This window comes from Paraburkholderia sp. RL17-380-BIE-A (assembly GCF_046028085.1).
Lineage (GTDB): Bacteria > Pseudomonadota > Gammaproteobacteria > Burkholderiales > Burkholderiaceae > Paraburkholderia.
On record NZ_JARESQ010000009.1, the window covers coordinates 241,474 to 261,359 of the forward strand.

The window sequence follows — 19,886 nt, forward strand, 5'->3', positions numbered from 1 at the left end:
GCAAATGAAACGGGCCGCTGCCCCACTTTCGTTTCCGGCAACAGCCCGCGGTAGCCAAAGCGCGAACGCTTCGGCCGTGCTTTTTTAACTCAGCTTCAACTCAGGACAGCTTCTTCTTGAGCAGTTCGTTTACCTGCGCCGGATTCGCCTTGCCCTTGGTCGCTTTCATTGCCTGACCGATCAGCGCGTTGAACGCCTTCTCCTTGCCGGCGCGGAATTCCTCGACCGACTTCTGATTCGCAGCGAGCACTTCGTCGATGATCGCTTCGAGCGCGCCGGTATCCGAAATCTGCTTCAGGCCCTTCGCTTCGATGATGCGATCGGCAGCGGCTTCGTCGGTGGCTTTCTCTTCCCAGATCACGAGGAAAATTTCCTTGGCGATCTTGTTGGAGATCGTGCCGTCGGCGATACGTTGCAGCAGCAAAGCGAGTTGCGCTGACGACACCGGACTTGCTGCAAAGTCGAGGCCTTCGCGATTCAACTGCGACGACACTTCGCCCCTCAGCCAGTTAGCCGCAGCCTTCGCATTGGACGGGCCGACTTTGCTTACCACCGCTTCGTAGTACGCCGCCATCGCCTTGCTCGAGGTCAGCACGTTGGCGTCGTAAGGCGTCAAACCGTATTGCGTGACGAAGCGTTGTTGAATCGCGACCGGCAGTTCCGGCATCTCGCTCTTCACGCGCTCGACCCACGCCGCGTCGATCATGAGCGGCATCAGATCGGGATCGGGGAAATAGCGGTAATCGTGCGCGTCTTCCTTACTGCGCATGGAACGCGTTTCGCGCTTGTCCGGATCGTACAGACGCGTTTCCTGCACCACCGTGCCGCCGTCTTCGATCAATTCGATCTGACGGCGCACTTCGTACTGGATTGCTTCTTCGAGGAAGCGGAACGAGTTCAGGTTCTTGATCTCGGCGCGCGTGCCGAATTCGGCCTGACCGACCGGACGCACCGACACGTTCGCATCGCAACGGAATGAGCCTTCCTGCATGTTGCCGTCGCAGATGCCGAGCCACGTGACGAGCGTATGCAGCGTCTTGGCGTAGGCGACCGCTTCCGCCGCGCTACGCATTTCCGGCTCGGTGACGATTTCGAGCAGCGGCGTGCCGGCGCGATTCAAGTCGATGCCGGTCATGCCCGCGAAGTCTTCGTGCAGCGATTTGCCCGCGTCTTCTTCGAGGTGGGCGCGCGTGAGGTTGACGACCTTCTCGTACGCTTCCTTACCCGCCTTTTCGTTGGCCGGCACCTGAATCGTCACCTGGCCGCCTTGCACGACGGGGATTTCGTACTGGCTGATCTGATAGCCCTTCGGCAGATCGGGGTAGAAATAATTCTTGCGCGCGAAGATGCTGCGCGGCGCCACCGTCGCGCCGATCGCGAGACCGAACTGGATAGCGCGCTCCACAGCGCCGCGGTTCATTACCGGCAACGTGCCCGGCAAGGCCAGATCGACGGGGCACGCTTGCGTGTTCGGCGCAGCGCCGAATTGCGTCGAGGCGCCAGAAAAAATCTTCGACTGGGTCGACAGTTGCGCGTGGGTCTCCAGACCGATCACGACTTCCCATTGCTTGGTCATGGTGCTCACACTCCTGCCGGTGCCTGGCGGTGCCACTCGGTCGCGCGCTGGAACGCGTCGGCCACCTGCAGCATCCGGGCTTCATTGAAATAGTTGCCGATGATCTGCAAACCAACCGGACGCTGCGCATTCGCGCCCGCGCCGAAGCCGCACGGCACGCTCATGCCCGGCAAACCGGCGAGGCTCACCGACAGCGTGTAGATGTCGGCCAGATACATCTGCACCGGATCGTCGCCCTTCGCGCCCAGATCCCATGCCACTGAAGGCGCGACCGGTCCCATGATCACGTCGCACTGCTTGAACGCTTCCTGGAAGTCCTGCGCGATGATGCGGCGGATCTTCTGCGCTTGCAGGTAGTACGCGTCGTAATAGCCGTGTGACAGCACATAAGCGCCGACCAGAATGCGGCGCTTCACTTCCGGACCGAAACCTTCGGCGCGCGACTTCTTGTACATGTCGAGGAGATCGCGATACTCCGCGGCGCGATGGCCGAAACGCACGCCGTCGAAACGCGACAGGTTCGACGAAGCTTCCGCCGGCGCGATCACGTAGTACACCGGGATCGACAACTCGGTTTTCGGCAGCGAGACCTCGACCAGCGTGGCGCCGAGCGCTTCGTATTGCTTGAGCGCGGCGTCGATCGAGGCGCGCACGTCGTCGGCGAGACCGGCGCCGAAATACTCTTTCGGCAGGCCGATGCGCAGGCCGGCGAGCGGCTTGCCCGCACCGTCTTCTTTCCACGGCTTGCCGAGGTAGCGCGTGTAGTCTTCGTCGTCACGCACGAGGCTGGTCGAATCGCGCTCGTCGAAACCCGCCATGGCGTTGAGCAGCGTGGCGCAATCGGCGGCGCTTTGCGCCATCGGACCGCCCTGATCCAGCGACGAGGCGAACGCGATCATGCCGTAACGCGACACGCGGCCATACGTCGGCTTGATGCCCGTGATGCCGGAGAACGACGCCGGCTGACGGATCGAGCCGCCGGTGTCCGTGCCGGTCGCGGCGGGCGCGAGGCGCGCAGCCACGGCCGCGGCCGAGCCGCCCGACGAACCACCCGGCACAGCCTTGACGTCCCAAGGATTCTGCACGGGACCAAAGTACGAATTCTCGTTGGACGAGCCCATCGCGAACTCGTCCATATTGGTCTTGCCCACGCACACCATGCCGGCGTTCTGCAGACGCGCGACCACGGTCGCGTCGAACGGGCTCTCGTAGTTCGACAGCATTTTCGAGCCGGCCGTGGAGCGCCAGCCCTTGGTGACGAACACGTCCTTGTGCGCGATCGGCAGGCCGACCAGCGGGCCGGCGTGGCCGGTATGAAGCAGCGCGTCCGCGGCTTTTGCCTGCGCGAGCGTCAGATCGGGGTCAACCTGGATGAATGCGTTCAGGCTGTTGGCCGCGTCGATCCGCTTCAGATAGAGCTGCGCCAGTTCGACTGCGGAGCATTCCTTGGCCGTCAATGCGGCGCGCAGTTCGGTCAAACTTTTTTCATGCATTGCGTTTTATCCTGAAGAGCGCGGCAGCGCAGTCACGCTGCCGTGGAGGCATTCGGCTGCCCGCCGGCAAGCCGAGCCGAGAAAGCCGGCGACGACGGTCGTGCGAGCACCGGGGCCACGAGTCGATATGCCGCAAGCCGGCATATCGGCAGCCGCCTGGCGCGCACGCCGCGCCAAGCTCGCAAAGCGGGTGTTACTCGATCACCTTGGGCACGAGGTACAGGCCTTCCTGCACGGCCGGCGCCGGGCGCTGGAAAGCTTCGCGGTCGACCGTTTCGGTCACCGCGTCGTCGCGCAAACGCAGCGCGACGTCTTCGATCTGCTCGATCGGGTGGGCAAGCGGGGCGATGCCGGTGGTATCGACCGCCTGCATCTGCTCGACGAGGCCGAAAAAATCGTTGAGCTGAACGAGCGTGTGCTCAGCGTCGGCGTCGGCCAGTTCGAGCCGCGCAAGATGCGCGATACGTTTTACATCGGTCAGGGTCAGAGCCATGCAGTCACCGGAAAATGTGGTGGACCGCCGCAGCACGCCAAAAAACAGCGCTGCGACAGCGGGTTACGACGCTGGAGGAAGCCCTCGAAAAAGGGGCCAGCGGCGGCAAAAAGTGCCGTCCGTTTCCTTCAAAACATCCAAAATTATAAGGTATCATTACGCGTTCGACCCAAACCCGGACCGTCTTACCAAGGCCTTTCTGAACTATTCCCCAAGATCGTTCGGATTTTTCTGACCTGGCTTTGCACCGGCCTCCGGTAGACTCCCTCGCAGCTTCAAGTTCCTGTGGCGCCGCTTCCGCCCGGTTGAAGCTGTTATTTTTTCCGCTGCCGCCCTGCGCATACGTTGCGAGGCCCGGCCCCAAGCGAGACAGGATTTTGAATGTTCGGTTTTTTGCGCAGCTACTTCTCCAACGATCTGGCCATTGACCTCGGCACGGCCAACACGCTCATCTACATGCGTGGCAAGGGTATCGTTCTTGATGAACCGTCGGTGGTCTCGATCCGCCAGGAAGGCGGTCCCAACGGTAAGAAAACCATCCAGGCAGTCGGCAAGGAAGCCAAGCAGATGCTCGGCAAGGTGCCGGGCAACATCGAAGCGATCCGCCCCATGAAAGACGGCGTGATCGCCGACTTCACCGTCACCGAGCAGATGATCAAGCAGTTCATCAAAACTGCTCACGAATCGCGCATGTTCTCGCCGTCGCCGCGCATCATCATCTGCGTGCCGTGCGGTTCGACCCAGGTCGAACGCCGCGCGATCAAGGAAGCCGCGCACGGTGCGGGCGCTTCGCAGGTCTACCTCATTGAAGAACCCATGGCTGCTGCAATCGGCGCCGGCCTGCCGGTGTCGGAAGCCACCGGTTCGATGGTCGTCGACATCGGCGGCGGCACGACCGAAGTCGGCGTGATCTCGCTCGGCGGCATCGTGTACAAGGGCTCCGTGCGCGTAGGCGGCGACAAGTTCGACGAAGCCATCGTCAACTACATCCGCCGCAACTACGGCATGCTGATCGGCGAGCAAACCGCCGAAGCCATCAAGAAGGAAATCGGCTCGGCCTTCCCGGGTTCCGAAGTCAAGGAAATGGAAGTGAAGGGCCGTAATCTGTCGGAAGGCATTCCGCGCAGCTTCACGATCTCCAGCAATGAAATTCTCGAAGCCCTCACCGATCCGCTGAACCAGATCGTGTCGTCGGTAAAGATCGCGCTCGAACAAACGCCGCCGGAACTGGGCGCCGACATCGCCGAGCGCGGCATGATGCTCACGGGCGGTGGCGCATTGCTGCGCGATCTGGACCGCCTGCTCGCCGAAGAAACCGGCCTGCCGGTGCTCGTCGCCGAAGACCCGCTGACCTGCGTTGTGCGCGGCTCGGGCATGGCGCTCGAACGCATGGACAAGCTGGGCAGCATCTTCTCGTACGAGTAAGCGAGCCCGTCTCCATGTCAGTAGCGCGGATCTGGCAAACGGCCCCTTGCGGGCCGGTTTGCCGTTGGCTGGACCTGCCAGCCTCCGCTCGCTGAACGCGCGTTCCTCGCGCGCCGCCGTCTCACCCAACCGCTCACGCCCCCGGCGCCGACCATGGAATACAGTCCGCCGCCCCTGTTCAAGCAAGGACCGTCCGCTCTCGCACGACTCGTGTTTTTCGTCGTGCTGGCGCTCGCCCTGCTGATCTCCGACGCTCGCTTCAAAACGCTCGAAATCGTGCGTGGCGTGCTCGGCGCGGGTCTTTATCCGTTGCAACGCGCGGCACTTGTGCCTCGCGACATGTTCGTGGGCGCCGCCGACCTGGCCGTGACCAGCGCCACGCTGCGCAGCGAAAACGACAAGCTGCGCACCAAAGACCTGCAGCTTTCGCAGCAAGCCAATACGGCAGCCGGGCTGGCCGCCGAAAACGCGCATTTGCGCGCGCTGCTGCAACTGTCGCAGCGTTCCACCACGGAATCGCTGCCCGCCGAGATCCAGTACGACACGCGCGATCCTTTCACGCAGAAGGTGGTGATCGGCCGCGGTGCACAGCAAGGCATTCAGAATGGTTCGCCGGTCGTCAACGAAGACGGCGTGATCGGTCAGGTGACGCGCGTCTTTCCGCTGCAAGCCGAAGTGACGCTGCTCACGGACAAGGACCAGGCGGTGCCCGTGCAGATCGTGCGCACCGGCTTGCGCAGTGTGATTTACGGCACGCCGAAGGGCGACACGCTCGATCTGCGCTTCGTGCCGATCAGCGCCGACATCCAGTCCGGCGACGAACTCGTCACGAGCGGACTCGACGGCGTCTATCCGCCGGGGTTGCCGGTCGCCAAGGTGGTGCGGGTCGACAAACAGGCCGATACGGCGTTCGCGCGCGTGATCTGCCTGCCGATCGCACCGGTGCGCGGCGCCCGTCAGTTGCTGGTGCTGCACTACGTGAACAATGTGCCGCCGCGTCCCGCCGAAGTACCCGACGCAGCCACGGCCGCGAAGGAGGCGAAAGCGAAGAAGGGCGCCAAGCCGGCAGACGGTAAAGCGGCGACGGACAAATCGCCGGCAAAGGTGGGGGAAAAATCCGCGGGTGAAAAACCCGCGGCCGAGAAGCCCGCAGCGGCCAAGCCCGCCGAAAAGGCGCCCGCCAAACCGGCAGCCGCGGACAAGAAGTCCGCCACCGAAAAGAAACCGGCCGCTGAGAAGAACGCGAGGCCGCAAGCCACGCCGGGGGCACAGCCATGAACCGTCCGCAATACATTCTGCAGCCGGTCAACCCGTACTTCATCTCGTTCAGTCTCGCGGCTGCGTTCCTGCTGAATCTGATGCCGTGGGGGCGCCTTATCGGCGTGCCGGACTTCGTCGCGCTCGTGCTGCTGTTCTGGAACGTGCACCAGCCGCGCAAAGTCGGCATGGGTATCGCGTTTTCGCTCGGTTTGCTGATGGACGTGCACAACGCCAGCCTGCTCGGCGAGCACGCACTGGCGTACACGCTGTTGTCGTACGGCGCGATCACCATCCACCGCCGCGTGCTGTGGATGTCGCTCGGCGTGCAGACCTTCGCGGTCATGCCGCTGCTGGTGGTCGCGCAACTGGTGCCGTTCGTGATCCGTCTGCTGACGGGCGCGGCGTTTCCGGGTTGGGGTTATCTGATCGACGGTTTCGTCGAAGCCGCGCTGTGGCCGGTCACCAGCGTGCTGCTGCTGATGCCGCAGCGCCGCCCGGCCGACCCGGACGATACCCGGCCAATTTGATCACGCATCGGGCCCGCCGGCCGTTCTGATGGAACCCGCTTTGCCGGCCCGCTCGACGCGCATCGCTGTTCATGCCTTCCGGTTCCGGCCGGAAAAGGCGCACACTCATGATGGCCGTCAACCGGCCTTTTGCAGAATCGCATGACCGAATTCAAGGACACTCAGCAACAGCTCTCGAAGTTCCGCCTGCGCGTCGCGGCGGCGGGTCTGTTCGTGTTCGTGTGCTTCGGGCTGATCGGTTTCCGCTTCCTGTTTCTGCAGGTCTGGCACTACAGCAAATATTCGCTGCAGGCCGATGAAAACCGCATTTCCGTCGCGCCGATCGTGCCGAACCGCGGCATCATCACCGATCGCAACGGCGTCGTGCTGGCGAAGAACTACTCCGCCTACACGCTCGAAATTACGCCCTCGAAGCTGAACGACTCGCTCGAAAACGTGATCGACAACCTGGCCACGGTCGTTTCGATCGACGCGCGCGACCGCCGCCGCTTCAAGAAGCTGCAGGAAGACTCGAAGAACTTCGAGAGCCTGCCGATCCGCACCCGCCTGACCGACGACGAAGTCGCGCGTTTCACCGCGCAGCGCTTCCGTTTTCCCGGCGTGGAAGTGCGCGCGCGCCTGTTCCGCCAATATCCGCTCGGGCCGACGGCGGCGCACGTGATCGGCTACATCGGGCGGATTTCGCAGCGCGATCAGGACCGTATCGACGACGCCAGCGACCAGAACGACAGCGATCCGGACCACTACGATCCGCGGCTCGACGCGAACAACTACAAGGGCACCGACTACATCGGCAAGATCGGCGTCGAGCAGAGCTACGAAACCGAACTGCATGGCCAGACCGGTTTCGAGGAAGTGGAAGTGACGGCCGGCGGCCGCCCCGTGCGCACCTTGTCGCGTACGCAGGCAACGCCTGGCAACAACCTCGTGCTGTCTTTGGATATCGGCTTGCAGCAGGTCGCCGAGCAGGCGTTCGCCGGCCGCCGCGGTGCGCTGGTCGCGATCGAACCATCCACGGGCGACGTGCTTGCGTTCGTGTCCGCGCCGAGTTTCGATCCGAATTCGTTCGTCGACGGTATCGATCAGCAGACGTGGGACGATCTCAACAATTCGCCCGACCACCCGCTGCTCAATCGGCCGCTGCACGGCACTTATCCGCCGGGCTCGACCTACAAGCCGTTCATGGCGCTCGCCGCGCTCACACTGCATAAGCGCACGCCGGGCTGGGGCTTCCAGGATCCGGGCTCGTATACCTTCGGCGGCCACACGTTCCGCAACGACGTGCGTTCGGGCCAAGGCTGGGTCGACATGAACCGCGCGATCGTGGTGTCGAACGACACGTATTTCTACATGCTCGCGCACGATCTCGGCGTCAACAATATCGCCAACTTCATGAAGCCGTGGGGCTTCGGCCAGATCACCGGTATCGACATCTCGGGCGAGGCGCGCGGCATCCTGCCGTCCACCGAATGGAAGCGCAAGGCATACCGCAAGCCCGAACAGCAGCGCTGGTATGAGGGCGAAACGATCAGTCTCGGCATCGGCCAGGGCTACAACTCGTTCACGATTCTCCAGCTCGCTCACGCTACGGCCACGCTCGCGAACAACGGCGTCGTGATGAAGCCGCACCTCGTGCGCGACATCGAAAATCCGATCACGAAAGACACTCGCGCGGTCGTGCGCGATCCGAGCGACAAGATCGCGGTGAAGCAATCGGATATCGACATCATCAAGCGCGCAATGGAAGGCGTCGTGACCAATGGGACGGCGTCGAAACTGTTCATCGGCGCCCCCTATCAGGCGGCCGGCAAAACCGGTACAGCGCAGGTCTACTCGCTGCAAGGCGCGAACTATAAGGGCCACGCAATCGCCGAGCATTTGCGCGACCACGCGCTCTTCATCGCGTTCGCGCCGGTCGAGCAGCCGAAGATCGCGCTCGCGCTGATCGTCGAAAACGGCGGCTGGGGTGCGGAATCGGCGGGTCCGATCGCGCGGAAGGTGCTCGACTACTACCTCGTCGGCAAGAACAAGCCGGGCGCTCAGGCGGCGGCCATCGAAGCGGCGGCGTCGGCGACCCAGGATGCGTCCGCGCCCGAAGTCGGCGATGCACCGTCGCCACAGGATGCGGCGCAGCCGGTCAAGGTCGCGGCGGGCTTCACTGCCCTGCCGATTCCCGGTGCGGCTTCGGCGGCAGCGGCGGCCTCCGCGGCGGCGGCTGCGAAAGCAGCGTCTGCTGCGGCCGCGGCTTCCGCGCCGGCGGCTGCATCGGCACCGTTGGCCGCCTCGACGTCCGCGACTTCTGCCGCAAAGAATTCAGCGTCGCGTAAATCCGGCGTCCCGCATAAACCCCGCCCGGCTAGCGAGCCGGTGCCGACCGCCGCGGCACCGTCGCGCGAAGACGGCACTCAGGGCACGTCGCCACGCCAGCCGGTTTCCGGCGGCATCGACGAGTAAGGAGAAAGGCATGCAATTCGACAAGCGCGCCTGGCTCGACCGCATCAAGCGGATGTTCGCGGGCTTCGACCGCCCGCTCGCACTGATCGTGTTTCTGCTGCTGTGCGTCGGCATCGTCACGCTGTACAGCGCGAGTCTGGACGTCCCCGGCCGCGTGGAAGACCAGTTACGCAACATCATGCTCACGTTCGTGCTGATGTGGGCGCTCGCCAATGTTCCACCCACCACGCTGATGCGCTTCGCGGTCCCGCTCTACACGTTCGGGATCGCGTTACTGGTCGCGGTGGCGCTATTCGGCCTCACGCGCAAGGGCGCGAAGCGCTGGATCAATGTCGGGGTGGTGATCCAGCCGTCGGAAATCCTGAAGATCGCCACGCCGCTCATGCTCGCGTGGTACTACCAGCGCCGCGAAGGCGTGATGCGCTGGTACGACTATCTGGTCGGCCTGCTGATTCTCGCGGTGCCGGTCGGCCTGATCGCCAAGCAGCCCGACCTCGGTACGGCCGTGCTGGTGTTTGCGGCCGGCTTCTTCGTGATTTACTTTGCGGGCCTGAGTTTCAAGCTGATCGTGCCGGTGCTGATTGCAGGCGTCATAGCGGTCGCTTCGATCGCCGCCTTTCAGGACAAGATCTGTCAGCCCGAAGTGCAATGGCCGCTGATGCACGATTATCAGAAACACCGTATCTGCACGCTGCTCGACCCGACCTCCGATCCGCTCGGCAAGGGCTTCCACACGATCCAGGCGGTCATCGCGATCGGCTCCGGTGGTCCGCTTGGCAAAGGCTGGCTGAAGGGCACGCAGGCGCATCTGGAGTTCATCCCCGAGAAGCACACTGACTTCATTTTCGCGGTGTTCTCCGAAGAGTTCGGGCTGGCGGGCGGCGTCGTGCTGCTCACGCTATACATGCTGTTGATCGCGCGCGGGCTGTATATCGCGGCCAATGGTGCGACGCTGTTCGGACGCTTGCTGGCCGGCTCGCTGACCATGGCGTTCTTCACCTACGCATTCGTCAATATCGGCATGGTGAGCGGCATCTTGCCGGTGGTCGGCGTGCCGTTGCCGTTCATGAGCTACGGCGGCACCGCACTGACCACGCTGGGTGTGGCCATCGGGCTCATCATGAGCGTCGCGCGGCAAAAGCGGTTGATGCAGAGTTAGCGCGGCGAGGCTGTCAGCGAACAAGGCCGCAGAACAAAGGCTGCAAATCGAAGAAGGGGCGCACCATCATCACGGAGCGCCCCTTCTTTATTTATTGCGGCTTCACTTCCTTCTGATCCCGCAACTGCGCGCTGAGTTGCTGATACTTGAGCCGCGCCGCCGGATCGCCCTGCGCCGCTGCGGCAGCGTAATAAGCGCGCGCCACGTTGAGATTCCTGTCTACACCGTCGCCGCCGCGCTCGTAAAACGAGCCCGCCACGTACTGCGCGGTCATGTCGCCGCCTTCCGCCGCCTTCTTGTACCAGAAGAACGCCTGCTTGTTGTCGCGCTCGGTGCCGCGTCCGTCGAGGAACTGATTGGCGAGCGCCAACTCCGCTTGCACGTGCCCTTGCTGCGCCGCCTTCAGGAACCAGCGGTGCGCTTCGACCGGATCGCGCCCGACGAACTCGCCATCGTCGTACATCTTGCCGTACACGTATTGCGCGTGCGACATGTTGGCGTCGGCGGCCTTACGCAGCCATTTCTTGCCTTCATCCACATTGGCCGGGCCGCCTTCGCCGTTGAGCAGCATCATGGCGTAGTTGAACTCGGCGAGCCGGCTGCCGCGCTCCGCGGCCTTGCGGAACTCGGCCAGCGCCGCGCCGAGATTGCCGGCGTTGTAGTCGGCGACCGCGGTTTGCGTCTGCGGATCGTTCGACTTCGCCACGCGGTCCTGCGCATACGCCGCCACATTCACCATCAACGCCGCCGTGACCGCCAGACGCACCACGACGCACTGCACCATCCCTTTCATGACCTCACCTCCTGCAACGCCTGGCGAGTCGCGCGCAACATCCACATGACGTCCGCGGCCAGAGCGATAAAACGAAATCCGGCGTCGCGATGCTGTTTGGCGCTCGCGACATCCATGGCAAAAATACCGGCGGCAATGCCCGCCTTGTCCGCCGCGCTGACGATGCGCGCCATCGCGGCCTGCACGTCGGCATGCTTCGAATCGCCCAGATGACCGAGGCTCGCGGCAAGGTCGGCCGGCCCGACGAACAGGCAATCGACACCCGGCGTCGCCGCGATTTTTTCCACCTCCTGCAAGCCGCGCGCCGACTCGATCTGCACGATGGTCGCGATCTGCGCGTTGGCCGTCTGCACGTAGTCGCGCCGCATGCCGTAGGCCGCAGCCCGCACCACGCCGGCGACACCACGCTCACCGTCGAGCGCTCCGGCGCTCGGATATTGCGTGAGACGCACGGCGCGCGCCGCCTCTTCCGCGGACTCGATATTCGGGAACATCAGCGTACGCGCACCGGCGTCCAGCACGCGCTTGACGAGCCACGCCTCGCTGGCGGGCACGCGCACCACCGGCTCGCTCGGCAGATGCGCGGCGGCGATCGCGCGCAATTGCGAGGCGACGTCGCCGCTATCGTTCGGCGCGTGCTCCATGTCGATCAGCAGCCAGTCGTAGCCGGCATGCGCGAGCGCTTCGGCCGCAGCGTCGCTGCCGAGCGAAAGCCACAGACCGAACAGCGGCTCGGTTTCCTTCAGGCGTGACTTGAGGGGATTGGTCAGGCTGCTCATCGCCGCGCTCCGTGGCGGCGATGAAATGCATCGCCTGAACCGCAGTGCGCAATGCCGGCGTGATGGGCGGGGAAAAGACAAAGAGATTGGCTCTGGCCGAGGCGGCCTGGATGCCTGCTGCGACGCAATGCGGTGACCGGCATGTCTCGCTCCGTGTGGTTATCGGAGCGATCATACCGTGACAATAACGCGAGGGTTGGACGGTCCCCAAGGGGACGTCTCGCGAGCCGCGCGGCGGCGTTCGGTTTAGTCGCGGACCACGTCGGCCCAGCAATTCGGCGTCTCGTACAGACGCAGCTTGTGCAAACGCAGATTCACGCCGTAGTGCGCGTCATAGACGTTCGCGAGAATTTCGAACGCGATCGCGGCAAGGTTTTCGACCGTGGGAATGCGATCGAGCACGACCGTCTTGTGGCCAGCCATCGTTTCCAGGAAACCACGCACCTGCGCGTCGCCTTCATAGACGAGAAACGCGTGGTCCCACTTGTCGACCAGATGCTCGACGGCGAGCGACTTCACGTCGGCGAAGTCCATCACCATGCCGCGATCGGGCGCGCCTTCGGTGTCGACCAGATCGCCTTGCAGCGTGATTTCGAGCACGTAGCGATGACCGTGCAGATTACGGCACTGGCTGCGGTGATCAGGAATGCGGTGACCCGCGTCGAATTCGAGTTTTCGTGTAATCGTCAGCACGGCAAATCAGGGAATGTTCAGATACTTGTGGGTCTGCATCGACAGGCGCCATTGTGGATGGCGTTTGCACCAGTCGATCGCGAGCTTGGTGTTGATGTCGCGCGACGGACCGTCCATGGGCTGGACGAGGAAATACTCGAAGTCGAGCTTCGCATACTCGGACAAGCGCTGGTTGTCCTGCGGGATCACGACCTTCAGTTCGTTGCCTTTCGTCACGACGAGCGGCGCGTCGGCCTTCGGGCTCACGCAGATCCAGTCGATCGTCTCGAGCACCGGCAGCGAGCCGTTGGTTTCGATCGCGATTTCAAAGCCGGCGGCATGCAGCGCGTCGACCAGCGGCTGATCGATCTGCAGCATCGGTTCGCCGCCCGTGCACACGACGAAACGCTCGCCCTCGCCTTGCGGCCATTGCGACGCGATCATCTGCACAAGATCTTCCGCCGTGCGGTACTTGCCGCCGTTCTCGCCGTCAGTGCCGACGAAATCGGTATCGCAGAATTGGCACACCGCTTCGGCACGATCTTCTTCGCGGCCCGACCACAGGTTGCAGCCGGCGAACCGGCAGAAGACAGCCGGACGCCCGGCATTCGCGCCCTCGCCCTGCAACGTGTAGAAGATTTCCTTGACCGCGTAAGTCATGCTGCTGTGTGCCCTATGTTCCTGAAAATGATTGCCTGAGGTGCGCTGCCGTGCCGAGCGTTATCGGACCGGCGCCTCGGTGACCTTCTCACCCGACAGATAGGCTTCGTAGCCACGCTTGCGCAAGCGGCACGCCGGGCATTCGCCACAACCGAAGCCCCACGCATGCAATTCGGCGCGTTCGCCGACGTAGCACGTATGCGTCTCGACGCGTACCAGCTCGACGAGTTCGTCGCCGCCGAGTTCGTGCGCGAGGCGCCACGTGTCGGCCTTGTCGAGCCACATCAACGGTGTTTCGAGCAGCGTGCGCGTGTCCATGCCGAGGTTCAGCGCGACCTGCAACGCCTTCATCGTGTCGTCGCGGCAATCGGGATAGCCCGAGAAATCCGTCTCGCACATGCCGCCCACCAGCACCTGCAAGCCACGCCGATACGCAATCGCCGCAGCGATGGTCATGAACATCAGATTGCGGCCCGGCACGAACGTGTTCGGCAAACCGTTCGCCGTGGCTTCGATCTCAATCTCGCGCGTCATGGCGGTGTCACTGATCGCGCCGAGCACCGACAGGTCGATCATATGATCGTCGCCGAGGCGCTCGGCCCACTGCGGAAATGCACGCGCGACAGCGTTGCGAAACCCCTCGCGGCATTCCAGTTCGACGCGGTGCCGCTGACCGTAATCGAAGCCCAGTGTCTCGACCGTTTCATAACGTTCGAGCGCCCAGGCGAGGCACGTGGCGGAATCCTGGCCGCCGGAAAACAGCACCAGAGCGCTACGTTTAGCGTCGTTGCGGATCACCGTGAAACTCCGTGAATGAAGAGTGCCACGTCGCGCTGCGCGAGGTGCGCCATGCAAGCAACGCGGCGCGACGCGTGCCGGCACTGCTGCCGGCCCAAAGCAGTATAGGCCGCGCCTTCCGCATGCAGAGTCGCTGGGCGCTTATACCGTTAATCGTCGGGCGAAGGGTTCGGTGCAGGTGGCGGCGTTGCCGCGCAGCACGCAGGCGCTGCACTCACTGTGCAAGTCCTTGAACTGGCGCGATTTTATCATGCAGCGCCGAACACCGCCGAGTGCGTGCTGCCATGCGGCGCGCGCAAGCCGAAGCAACGGACACGCGTGATGCCCTTCAAGCCCGTCACACATTAGGGGCGCAAAAAGGAAAAGCCCCAGGAATCTTGCGATTTCCTGGGGCTGAATCCTGGTGGCCTGGGACGGAATCGAACCATCGACACGCGGATTTTCAATCCGCTGCTCTACCAACTGAGCTACCGGGCCAACGAAGAACGAAATAATATCAAAGGGTCAGCAGCAGGGCAAGCCCCTTCTCGAAAAAATCTGTGAAAGTGCGATCTGCGCGCGGAGCACCGGCTCACTTGCGCTCGTCACCAAGCTCACTCGCCTTTGTTTTTGCCGAGATCGACACCGAGTTGCTTGAGCTTGCGATACAGGTGCGTGCGCTCCAAGCCGGTCTTCTCCGCCACGCGCGTCATGCTGCCGTTCTCACGCGCGAGGTGATATTCGAAGTACGCGCGCTCGAATGCGTCGCGTGCGTCGCGCAGCGGAATATCGAACGAAATCGAGGCCGTTTGCGCCGCCAGCGCGCCGCTGCCGAGGCCGTCGGTGGAAAGCATCGGCAGTGACGCCGCCGAAGCCACTGCCGAAGCACTCACCGGCAACACCGGCTTGGCCGCCGCGCCGCCCGGCGCACTCGCCGCGTTACCACGCGCGAGGCCCTGCTCGACAGCCTTCAGCAGCTTTTGCAAAGCAATCGGCTTCTCGAGGAAATTGAGTGCACCGATCTTGGTTGCCTCAACGGCCGTATCGATCGTGGCGTGGCCGGACATCATGATCACCGGCATGGTCAGTTGCCCTTGCGCAGCCCATTCCTTGAGCAAGGTCACGCCGTCAGTGTCGGGCATCCAGATGTCGAGCAGCACCAGGTCGGGTGCCTGGCGCAAACGGAATTCGCGCGCTTCCTGCGCGTTTTCCGCGGCCTCCACGACATGCCCTTCGTCGCTCAGGATCTCCGAGAGCAATTCCCGGATGCCCATTTCATCATCTACCACCAGGATGGTTGCCATTTACGCTGCCCTTGTCTGCACTGTTGCTTTTGTCTTTCCATGCGACGCACTGCCGTGCGCCGGACGCGGCCCTGTTCCAGGTGTCGCGGCATCGTCTGCCAGTTGAAGGAAGAGGATCGAAATCTGCGCGCCCTCGATCACGTCGCCCGCTTTCATACGATTGCGGATGTCGATGCGCGCGCCGTGTTCGTCGACGATCTTCTTGACCATCGCAAGACCCAGGCCCGTACCTTTGGCCTTGGTCGTCACGTAAGGTTCGAATGCACGTGTGAGGATACGCGCGGGGAAGCCCGGTCCGTTGTCCGTCACGGTCAGACGCACCGCGACGTGGACTTTGCCTTCCGCGTCGGGGTCTCCGTATTCTACTGTCCTCGTCTCGAGCAATACACGCGGATGCTCGAGGTCCGCCACCGCATCCTGCGCGTTTTGCAGCAGGTTGTGAATCACCTGACGCAATTGCGTCGCGTCGCCACGAATCGCCGGCAGGGTGGCGAGCTCGACCTGAATCGCGCCTTTGCCCTCTTCGATACCGTACAGCGTGAGCACTTCGCTGACCAGATCATTCAGTTGCAAATGCGCGAGCACCGCCGGCGGCGTGCGCGCGTAGTCGCGGAAATTGTCGACCATCTGCTTCATGGCGGCGACCTGGTTGACGATCGTGGTCGCGCCGCGCTTCAGCACATCCGCGTCGGATGGCGACAGCTTGTCGGCGAGCTTCATCTGCAAACGCTCGGCGGAAAGCTGGATCGGCGTGAGCGGATTCTTGATCTCGTGCGCGAGCCGCCGCGCGACCTCGCCCCATGCGATCGAACGCTGCGCGGAGATCACGTCCGAGATATCGTCGAATACCACGACATAGCCGGAGGTCTGCATGTCTTCCGCGTCGCGGTCCGTCGCCGAGACGAGCCGCGCGCCGCGCACGAGCAAGGTAAGCGGCTCGGTTTCGCCGGGCACCTGCACCGAAAACTGCTGCTGCCAGTGGCCGCGATCGTCGTGACCGTCGCCGCTCGCTGCTTCGCGATCGGCAAACGCCTTGCGAACCATGCCGCCGAATTCGCTCAGCACGCCGATCTGATCCAGCGCCGAACCCATCAATGCCTGGAACGGTTGACGGAAAATCCGCTCGGCGCCGCGATTCGCCGTGGTCAGCCTGAACTGCCGGTCGAACACGAACACGCCCGCGGTCAGGTTGGCGAGAATGCTTTCCAGATACGCCTTCGAATGTTCGAGCGCAATGCGGTTGTTCTCGACCGCCGCGCGCGCTTCGGACAACTGGCGCGTCATGGCGTTGAACGACTGCGTGAGAAAGCCCAGTTCGTCGCGCGATTTGATTTCCCGCTTCGGCGTGTAATCGCCTTCCGTGATTTCCTTGGTGCCCTGCGCCAGCAGGAACAGCGGCCGCGCAAGCTGATTGCCGAGCGCGAGCGCGAGCATCATCGCGATGAAGGTGGCGAGAAAGAGCGCGAGCGTGAGCGTGCCGATATACATCTTGCGCAGACCCGTGCGCCCAAGCGCCTTCTCCTGATACTCGCGATAGGCGCGCTGCACCGCGTCGGCGTTGCGCGCGAGCGTGGGCGACACCGGCTGCGTGAGTTGCAGGAAGCGTTCGGTGGGTTGCAGCAACGAGGCGTTCGAGTCGGGAATGCGCTGCACCACGCGCAGCCGTAGCACGCCTTTGCTGCCATGCGCATGAGGATCGCCGTCCACTTCGCCTTCGATCGCCGCGTAGCCGCGGCCGCGCGCCTGATCGATCATCAGCGGCGTGGGCAGATCGTTCGGCACGAGCGTCGCGTAGTTGCCGGATGCCTGCGCGACCACGTGCATATCGGGCGTCGCACCGGACATGCTGCGCGTGGGTTCGACGATCGTCGCATCCTGCACGCCGAACTGATCGCGCAGACGCAGCAGCGTGAGCGTGGTGCCGGCGGCGTCCGCGCTCGCCAACTGTTCCGACATCAACCGGCCCTTGGTCTGCAGATCGGACAGCGACGCGTCGAGCATGCCGCGCCCGAGATTCAGCCCGGACGTGAGCGCGGTTTCGACGTTCACATCGAACCACGACTCGATACTGCGCGACACGAACTGATACGACACGACGTAGATGATCCCGCCCGGCACCACGCCGACCAGCGCCATGAAGAACGCCAGTTTCGCCAATAGCCTTGTGCCGAACTTACCCTTTCGCAGCCGCGCAATGATGATGATGACGAGCGTCGCCACCACCAGCAAAAAGATCATCGCGACCGCGAGGTTGGCGGCGTAGAGCCACTGGTAATAGCGGTCGAAGAATTCGGTGTTCGCGCTGGCGGCGGCCAGCAGCACGAGCAGCAACACGGCCGTGACCGCGACCGTCGACACCAGCACGCGCACGACGATGCTGCTGACACTGGTGGCGGAGCGCACTTTATTTAGCACGTTCGGTCACCGTGAAGGTAAAACGCTTCCATTCGGACGCGAGGTTCCAGTCGCGGTTGTTCACCGCGTCGATCTGGAACGGCTTGGGCATCAGCGCGATGTCGAGTTGCATGCGCACCGATGCGTTATACGTCTCGCCGGCGCGCACTTCATTGCGCTCGATGACGTGCCACGAGGTGACGTGCTTGATGACCGCGAGCGCATCCTTGAGCGTGGTAAAGCCGAGCTGCAAACCGCCGGAGGAGACGCTCGACACGCGATATTCGCGCGTGAGCGGCTGGAACGACAGGCGAATGCTTTGCGACACGCTGACCGGCTGCTCGTCGAACCAGTACCAGCGCGGCCGGCTCAATTCGAAGTCGGTCGTGAAATAGAGCGGGATGCCTTTATTGACCGCGTCTTCGAGATTGCTGTTCAGGTCGAAGTCGAAACGGGCGTCGAGGTTCCAGCCGGTGTTGTCGGCTTGCAGCGACGCACGCTGCACCGCGATCGAGTCAGCGTGCGCCGCGCCCGGCGCCGCGAGCCATAAGGCCAGCGCGATCCAGAGCACGGCTGCGAGCCGAAGCGGGAAGAAGCGTTTGATGGTCACCGTTTCTGGAAGCGCGCGTAGAAAAATCCGTCGTGGTCTGAGTTCGCGCCGGCGCTGTCTTCAGCGGGTTGTCCGGCATGGGAACCGGCCGATGGGTCGGCGGGCGCGCGAGCGACTGAAGGCAACAGTTGCCCCGGCGCGTCCAATCGTACCGCATCCTGATACTTGTTTCCAAACCACTGCGCCTGCATCTCGCCTTCTTCCGGAAAGATCGAACACGTAACGTAGAGCAACTCGCCGCCTGGTTTCACGAGCGGCCAGAGCGCGTCGAGAATGCGGCGCTGCTCGGCGACGAGCGCGGGAATGTCGGACGCGCGGCGCAGCCAGCGAATGTCCGGATGACGCCGCACGATACCCGACGCCGAGCACGGCACGTCCGCGAGAATGCGGTCGAACGGCTGGTCGATATCGTCGTGCCACTTGGCGGGCGCGCCGGCGTCGCCGATCCGCACTTCCGCTTCGAGCTTCAGACGCTGCAGGTTTTCGCCGATGCGGCGCGCGCGCGACGCGTCGCTTTCGAGCGCGACGAGCTGAAGATTGGCGAGTTCGAGCAGATGTCCGGTCTTGCCGCCGGGAGCCGCGCAGGCGTCGAGCACGCGCATGCCGTCACGCACGCCGAGCAGTTGCGCGGCGAGTTGCGCGCCGGCATCCTGCACCGAGACCACACCGTCGTTAAACCCGGGAATGCGGTCGACCGGCATCGCCGTGGCGAGTTTGACCGCATAGTCTCCAGCCTTGCTCGCGACAATGTGATGGTTTTGCAGCACTTGCAGGTAGGCGTCGACCGTTGAACGACGCGCGTTCACGCGCAGCGTCAGCGGGCCTTGCGTGTTGCCGGCGGCCAGCACCGACTGCCATGCGTCGGGCCATGCGCGCTTCACCGCATCGATCCACCAGGCCGGGTAGTTCCAGCGCGCCACTTCATCGGCTTGCGCGGCGCTCAACAGCGCTTCGCGCTCGCGCAGAAAATTACGCAGTACGGCGTTGACAAGCCCCTTGGCAAAGGCGAACTCACGACGCGCGCCGATCGCGCTCACCGCCTGATCGACCACCGTGAACGGCGTATAGGCAGCGCTCGCTTCGTCGTCGACGAGCAAGGCCAGCGCGCACTCGAGCACATGGCCGACGTGCGGCGGCGGCGCCTTTTTCACCAGCTTCGCGATCAGCCACTCGACGGTCGCGAGACGCCGCATGGTGCGGTACGCGATGTCCTGCACCGCTCCGCGCGCGGCGGCGGTGCTGCCCTCAGGCGCGGACACGAAGACCGACTGCAGCGCGGCCGGCAACGCTGAGCCGAGACGCACGGCGCCGACGGCCTGGCCCGCGCAGTCGAGCGCGAAACCGAGCGATTCGGGCGCGAGATGCAGCATCGACAATCGGGATTCGCGCGGACGCGCCGGTGAGGAAGCAGTACGCGAAGAAGGCTTTGTGGTCATGAAGAAGGCTAAGGCGGGCCGCGCGGAACGCGCGACGCAATCAACACACATTGTAGCGTGGCGCGAAGCGCGGG

The 19,886-nt window shown here is 63.7% G+C and carries 17 protein-coding genes and 1 tRNA gene; 5 read left to right on the forward strand and 13 right to left on the reverse strand.

Annotated features, from left to right (window positions below; genetic code table 11):
- Positions 1-100 precede the first annotated feature (100 nt).
- From gatB to gatC, 3 genes are all read right to left on the reverse strand, one after another.
- Positions 101-1,576, reverse strand: a complete 1,476-nt coding sequence (gene gatB / locus P0D68_RS17650) for an Asp-tRNA(Asn)/Glu-tRNA(Gln) amidotransferase subunit GatB (protein ID WP_408298382.1) — start codon at positions 1,574-1,576, stop codon at positions 101-103.
- A gap of 5 nt (positions 1,577-1,581) precedes the next feature.
- Complete coding sequence (gatA, locus tag P0D68_RS17655; protein WP_408298380.1) at positions 1,582-3,069, reverse strand: Asp-tRNA(Asn)/Glu-tRNA(Gln) amidotransferase subunit GatA; 1,488 nt, start codon at positions 3,067-3,069, stop codon at positions 1,582-1,584.
- A gap of 193 nt (positions 3,070-3,262) precedes the next feature.
- Complete coding sequence (gene gatC, locus P0D68_RS17660) at positions 3,263-3,562, reverse strand: Asp-tRNA(Asn)/Glu-tRNA(Gln) amidotransferase subunit GatC (protein ID WP_091797263.1); 300 nt, start codon at positions 3,560-3,562, stop codon at positions 3,263-3,265.
- A 381-nt stretch (positions 3,563-3,943) separates the two neighbouring features.
- On the opposite strand from gatC, the gene P0D68_RS17665 reads away from it, so the two are divergent.
- The 5 genes from P0D68_RS17665 to rodA all read left to right on the forward strand — a co-directional run bounded on the left by P0D68_RS17665 (position 3,944) and on the right by rodA (position 10,387).
- Positions 3,944-4,987: a rod shape-determining protein gene (locus tag P0D68_RS17665; RefSeq protein WP_004189550.1), complete on the forward strand. Its 1,044-nt coding sequence runs from the start codon at positions 3,944-3,946 to the stop codon at positions 4,985-4,987.
- 153 nt (positions 4,988-5,140) lie between these two features.
- Positions 5,141-6,265 (forward strand): rod shape-determining protein MreC, encoded by a 1,125-nt coding sequence (gene mreC / locus P0D68_RS17670; RefSeq protein ID WP_408298378.1) that lies wholly within the window; start codon positions 5,141-5,143, stop codon positions 6,263-6,265.
- The gene (mreD, locus tag P0D68_RS17675) at positions 6,262-6,774 is read left to right on the forward strand and encodes a rod shape-determining protein MreD (RefSeq protein WP_091797269.1); all 513 of its coding nucleotides are present in this window, start codon (positions 6,262-6,264) and stop codon (positions 6,772-6,774) included. The genes mreC and mreD overlap by 4 nt, the downstream gene beginning before the upstream one ends.
- Before the next feature lie 141 nt (positions 6,775-6,915).
- Positions 6,916-9,228: a penicillin-binding protein 2 gene (mrdA, locus tag P0D68_RS17680; RefSeq protein WP_091797273.1), complete on the forward strand. Its 2,313-nt coding sequence runs from the start codon at positions 6,916-6,918 to the stop codon at positions 9,226-9,228.
- A gap of 10 nt (positions 9,229-9,238) precedes the next feature.
- Complete coding sequence (gene rodA, locus P0D68_RS17685; RefSeq protein ID WP_091797276.1) at positions 9,239-10,387, forward strand: rod shape-determining protein RodA; 1,149 nt, start codon at positions 9,239-9,241, stop codon at positions 10,385-10,387.
- Between the two features lie 91 nt (positions 10,388-10,478).
- Here the strand turns inward: rodA and P0D68_RS17690 are convergent, their stop codons facing one another.
- The 10 genes from P0D68_RS17690 to rsmB form a co-directional block, all read right to left on the reverse strand.
- On the reverse strand, positions 10,479-11,180 hold the full coding sequence (locus P0D68_RS17690; RefSeq protein ID WP_408298375.1) for a tetratricopeptide repeat protein: 702 nt from the start codon (positions 11,178-11,180) through the stop codon (positions 10,479-10,481).
- Positions 11,177-11,959: an HpcH/HpaI aldolase family protein gene (locus P0D68_RS17695; RefSeq protein ID WP_091797282.1), complete on the reverse strand. Its 783-nt coding sequence runs from the start codon at positions 11,957-11,959 to the stop codon at positions 11,177-11,179. The genes P0D68_RS17690 and P0D68_RS17695 overlap by 4 nt, the downstream gene beginning before the upstream one ends.
- A gap of 246 nt (positions 11,960-12,205) precedes the next feature.
- Positions 12,206-12,649 carry a 6-carboxytetrahydropterin synthase QueD gene (gene queD, locus P0D68_RS17700; protein WP_408298603.1) on the reverse strand — a complete coding sequence of 148 codons (444 nt, stop codon included), beginning with the start codon at positions 12,647-12,649 and terminating at the stop codon, positions 12,206-12,208.
- Between the two features lie 9 nt (positions 12,650-12,658).
- The gene (gene queE, locus P0D68_RS17705) at positions 12,659-13,291 is read right to left on the reverse strand and encodes a 7-carboxy-7-deazaguanine synthase (RefSeq protein WP_091797286.1); all 633 of its coding nucleotides are present in this window, start codon (positions 13,289-13,291) and stop codon (positions 12,659-12,661) included.
- 60 nt (positions 13,292-13,351) lie between these two features.
- Positions 13,352-14,089 (reverse strand): 7-cyano-7-deazaguanine synthase QueC, encoded by a 738-nt coding sequence (gene queC / locus P0D68_RS17710; RefSeq protein ID WP_408298373.1) that lies wholly within the window; start codon positions 14,087-14,089, stop codon positions 13,352-13,354.
- A gap of 401 nt (positions 14,090-14,490) precedes the next feature.
- A tRNA-Phe gene (locus P0D68_RS17715) sits at positions 14,491-14,566 on the reverse strand.
- A 116-nt stretch (positions 14,567-14,682) separates the two neighbouring features.
- Complete coding sequence (gene esaR / locus P0D68_RS17720; RefSeq protein WP_091797292.1) at positions 14,683-15,372, reverse strand: response regulator transcription factor EsaR; 690 nt, start codon at positions 15,370-15,372, stop codon at positions 14,683-14,685.
- Positions 15,373-17,787, reverse strand: a complete 2,415-nt coding sequence (locus tag P0D68_RS17725; protein ID WP_091797295.1) for a sensor histidine kinase — start codon at positions 17,785-17,787, stop codon at positions 15,373-15,375.
- A complete protein-coding gene (locus P0D68_RS17730) occupies positions 17,777-18,376 on the reverse strand; it encodes a DUF4390 domain-containing protein (protein ID WP_091797298.1) in 600 nt (199 codons plus the stop codon). The genes P0D68_RS17725 and P0D68_RS17730 overlap by 11 nt, the downstream gene beginning before the upstream one ends.
- Positions 18,373-19,812: a 16S rRNA (cytosine(967)-C(5))-methyltransferase RsmB gene (rsmB, locus tag P0D68_RS17735; RefSeq protein ID WP_408298370.1), complete on the reverse strand. Its 1,440-nt coding sequence runs from the start codon at positions 19,810-19,812 to the stop codon at positions 18,373-18,375. Before rsmB ends, P0D68_RS17730 begins: the two co-directional genes overlap by 4 nt.
- Positions 19,813-19,886 lie beyond the last annotated feature (74 nt).

What these genes read in the sequence shown, in the direction of transcription:
- P0D68_RS17690 (WP_408298375.1), bottom strand. Translation starts at nt 11,180, where the DNA reads ATGAAAGGGATGGTGCAGTGCGTCGTGGTGCGTCTGGCGGTCACGGCG.
- P0D68_RS17695 (WP_091797282.1), bottom strand. Translation starts at nt 11,959, where the DNA reads ATGAGCAGCCTGACCAATCCCCTCAAGTCACGCCTGAAGGAAACCGAG.
- rsmB (WP_408298370.1), bottom strand. Translation starts at nt 19,812, where the DNA reads ATGACCACAAAGCCTTCTTCGCGTACTGCTTCCTCACCGGCGCGTCCG.
- gatA (WP_408298380.1), bottom strand. Translation starts at nt 3,069, where the DNA reads ATGCATGAAAAAAGTTTGACCGAACTGCGCGCCGCATTGACGGCCAAG.
- rodA (WP_091797276.1), top strand. Translation starts at nt 9,239, where the DNA reads ATGCAATTCGACAAGCGCGCCTGGCTCGACCGCATCAAGCGGATGTTC.
- esaR (WP_091797292.1), bottom strand. Translation starts at nt 15,372, where the DNA reads ATGGCAACCATCCTGGTGGTAGATGATGAAATGGGCATCCGGGAATTG.
- mreC (WP_408298378.1), top strand. Translation starts at nt 5,141, where the DNA reads ATGGAATACAGTCCGCCGCCCCTGTTCAAGCAAGGACCGTCCGCTCTC.
- gatB (WP_408298382.1), bottom strand. Translation starts at nt 1,576, where the DNA reads ATGACCAAGCAATGGGAAGTCGTGATCGGTCTGGAGACCCACGCGCAA.
- gatC (WP_091797263.1), bottom strand. Translation starts at nt 3,562, where the DNA reads ATGGCTCTGACCCTGACCGATGTAAAACGTATCGCGCATCTTGCGCGG.
- mrdA (WP_091797273.1), top strand. Translation starts at nt 6,916, where the DNA reads ATGACCGAATTCAAGGACACTCAGCAACAGCTCTCGAAGTTCCGCCTG.
- mreD (WP_091797269.1), top strand. Translation starts at nt 6,262, where the DNA reads ATGAACCGTCCGCAATACATTCTGCAGCCGGTCAACCCGTACTTCATC.
- queE (WP_091797286.1), bottom strand. Translation starts at nt 13,291, where the DNA reads ATGACTTACGCGGTCAAGGAAATCTTCTACACGTTGCAGGGCGAGGGC.
- P0D68_RS17665 (WP_004189550.1), top strand. Translation starts at nt 3,944, where the DNA reads ATGTTCGGTTTTTTGCGCAGCTACTTCTCCAACGATCTGGCCATTGAC.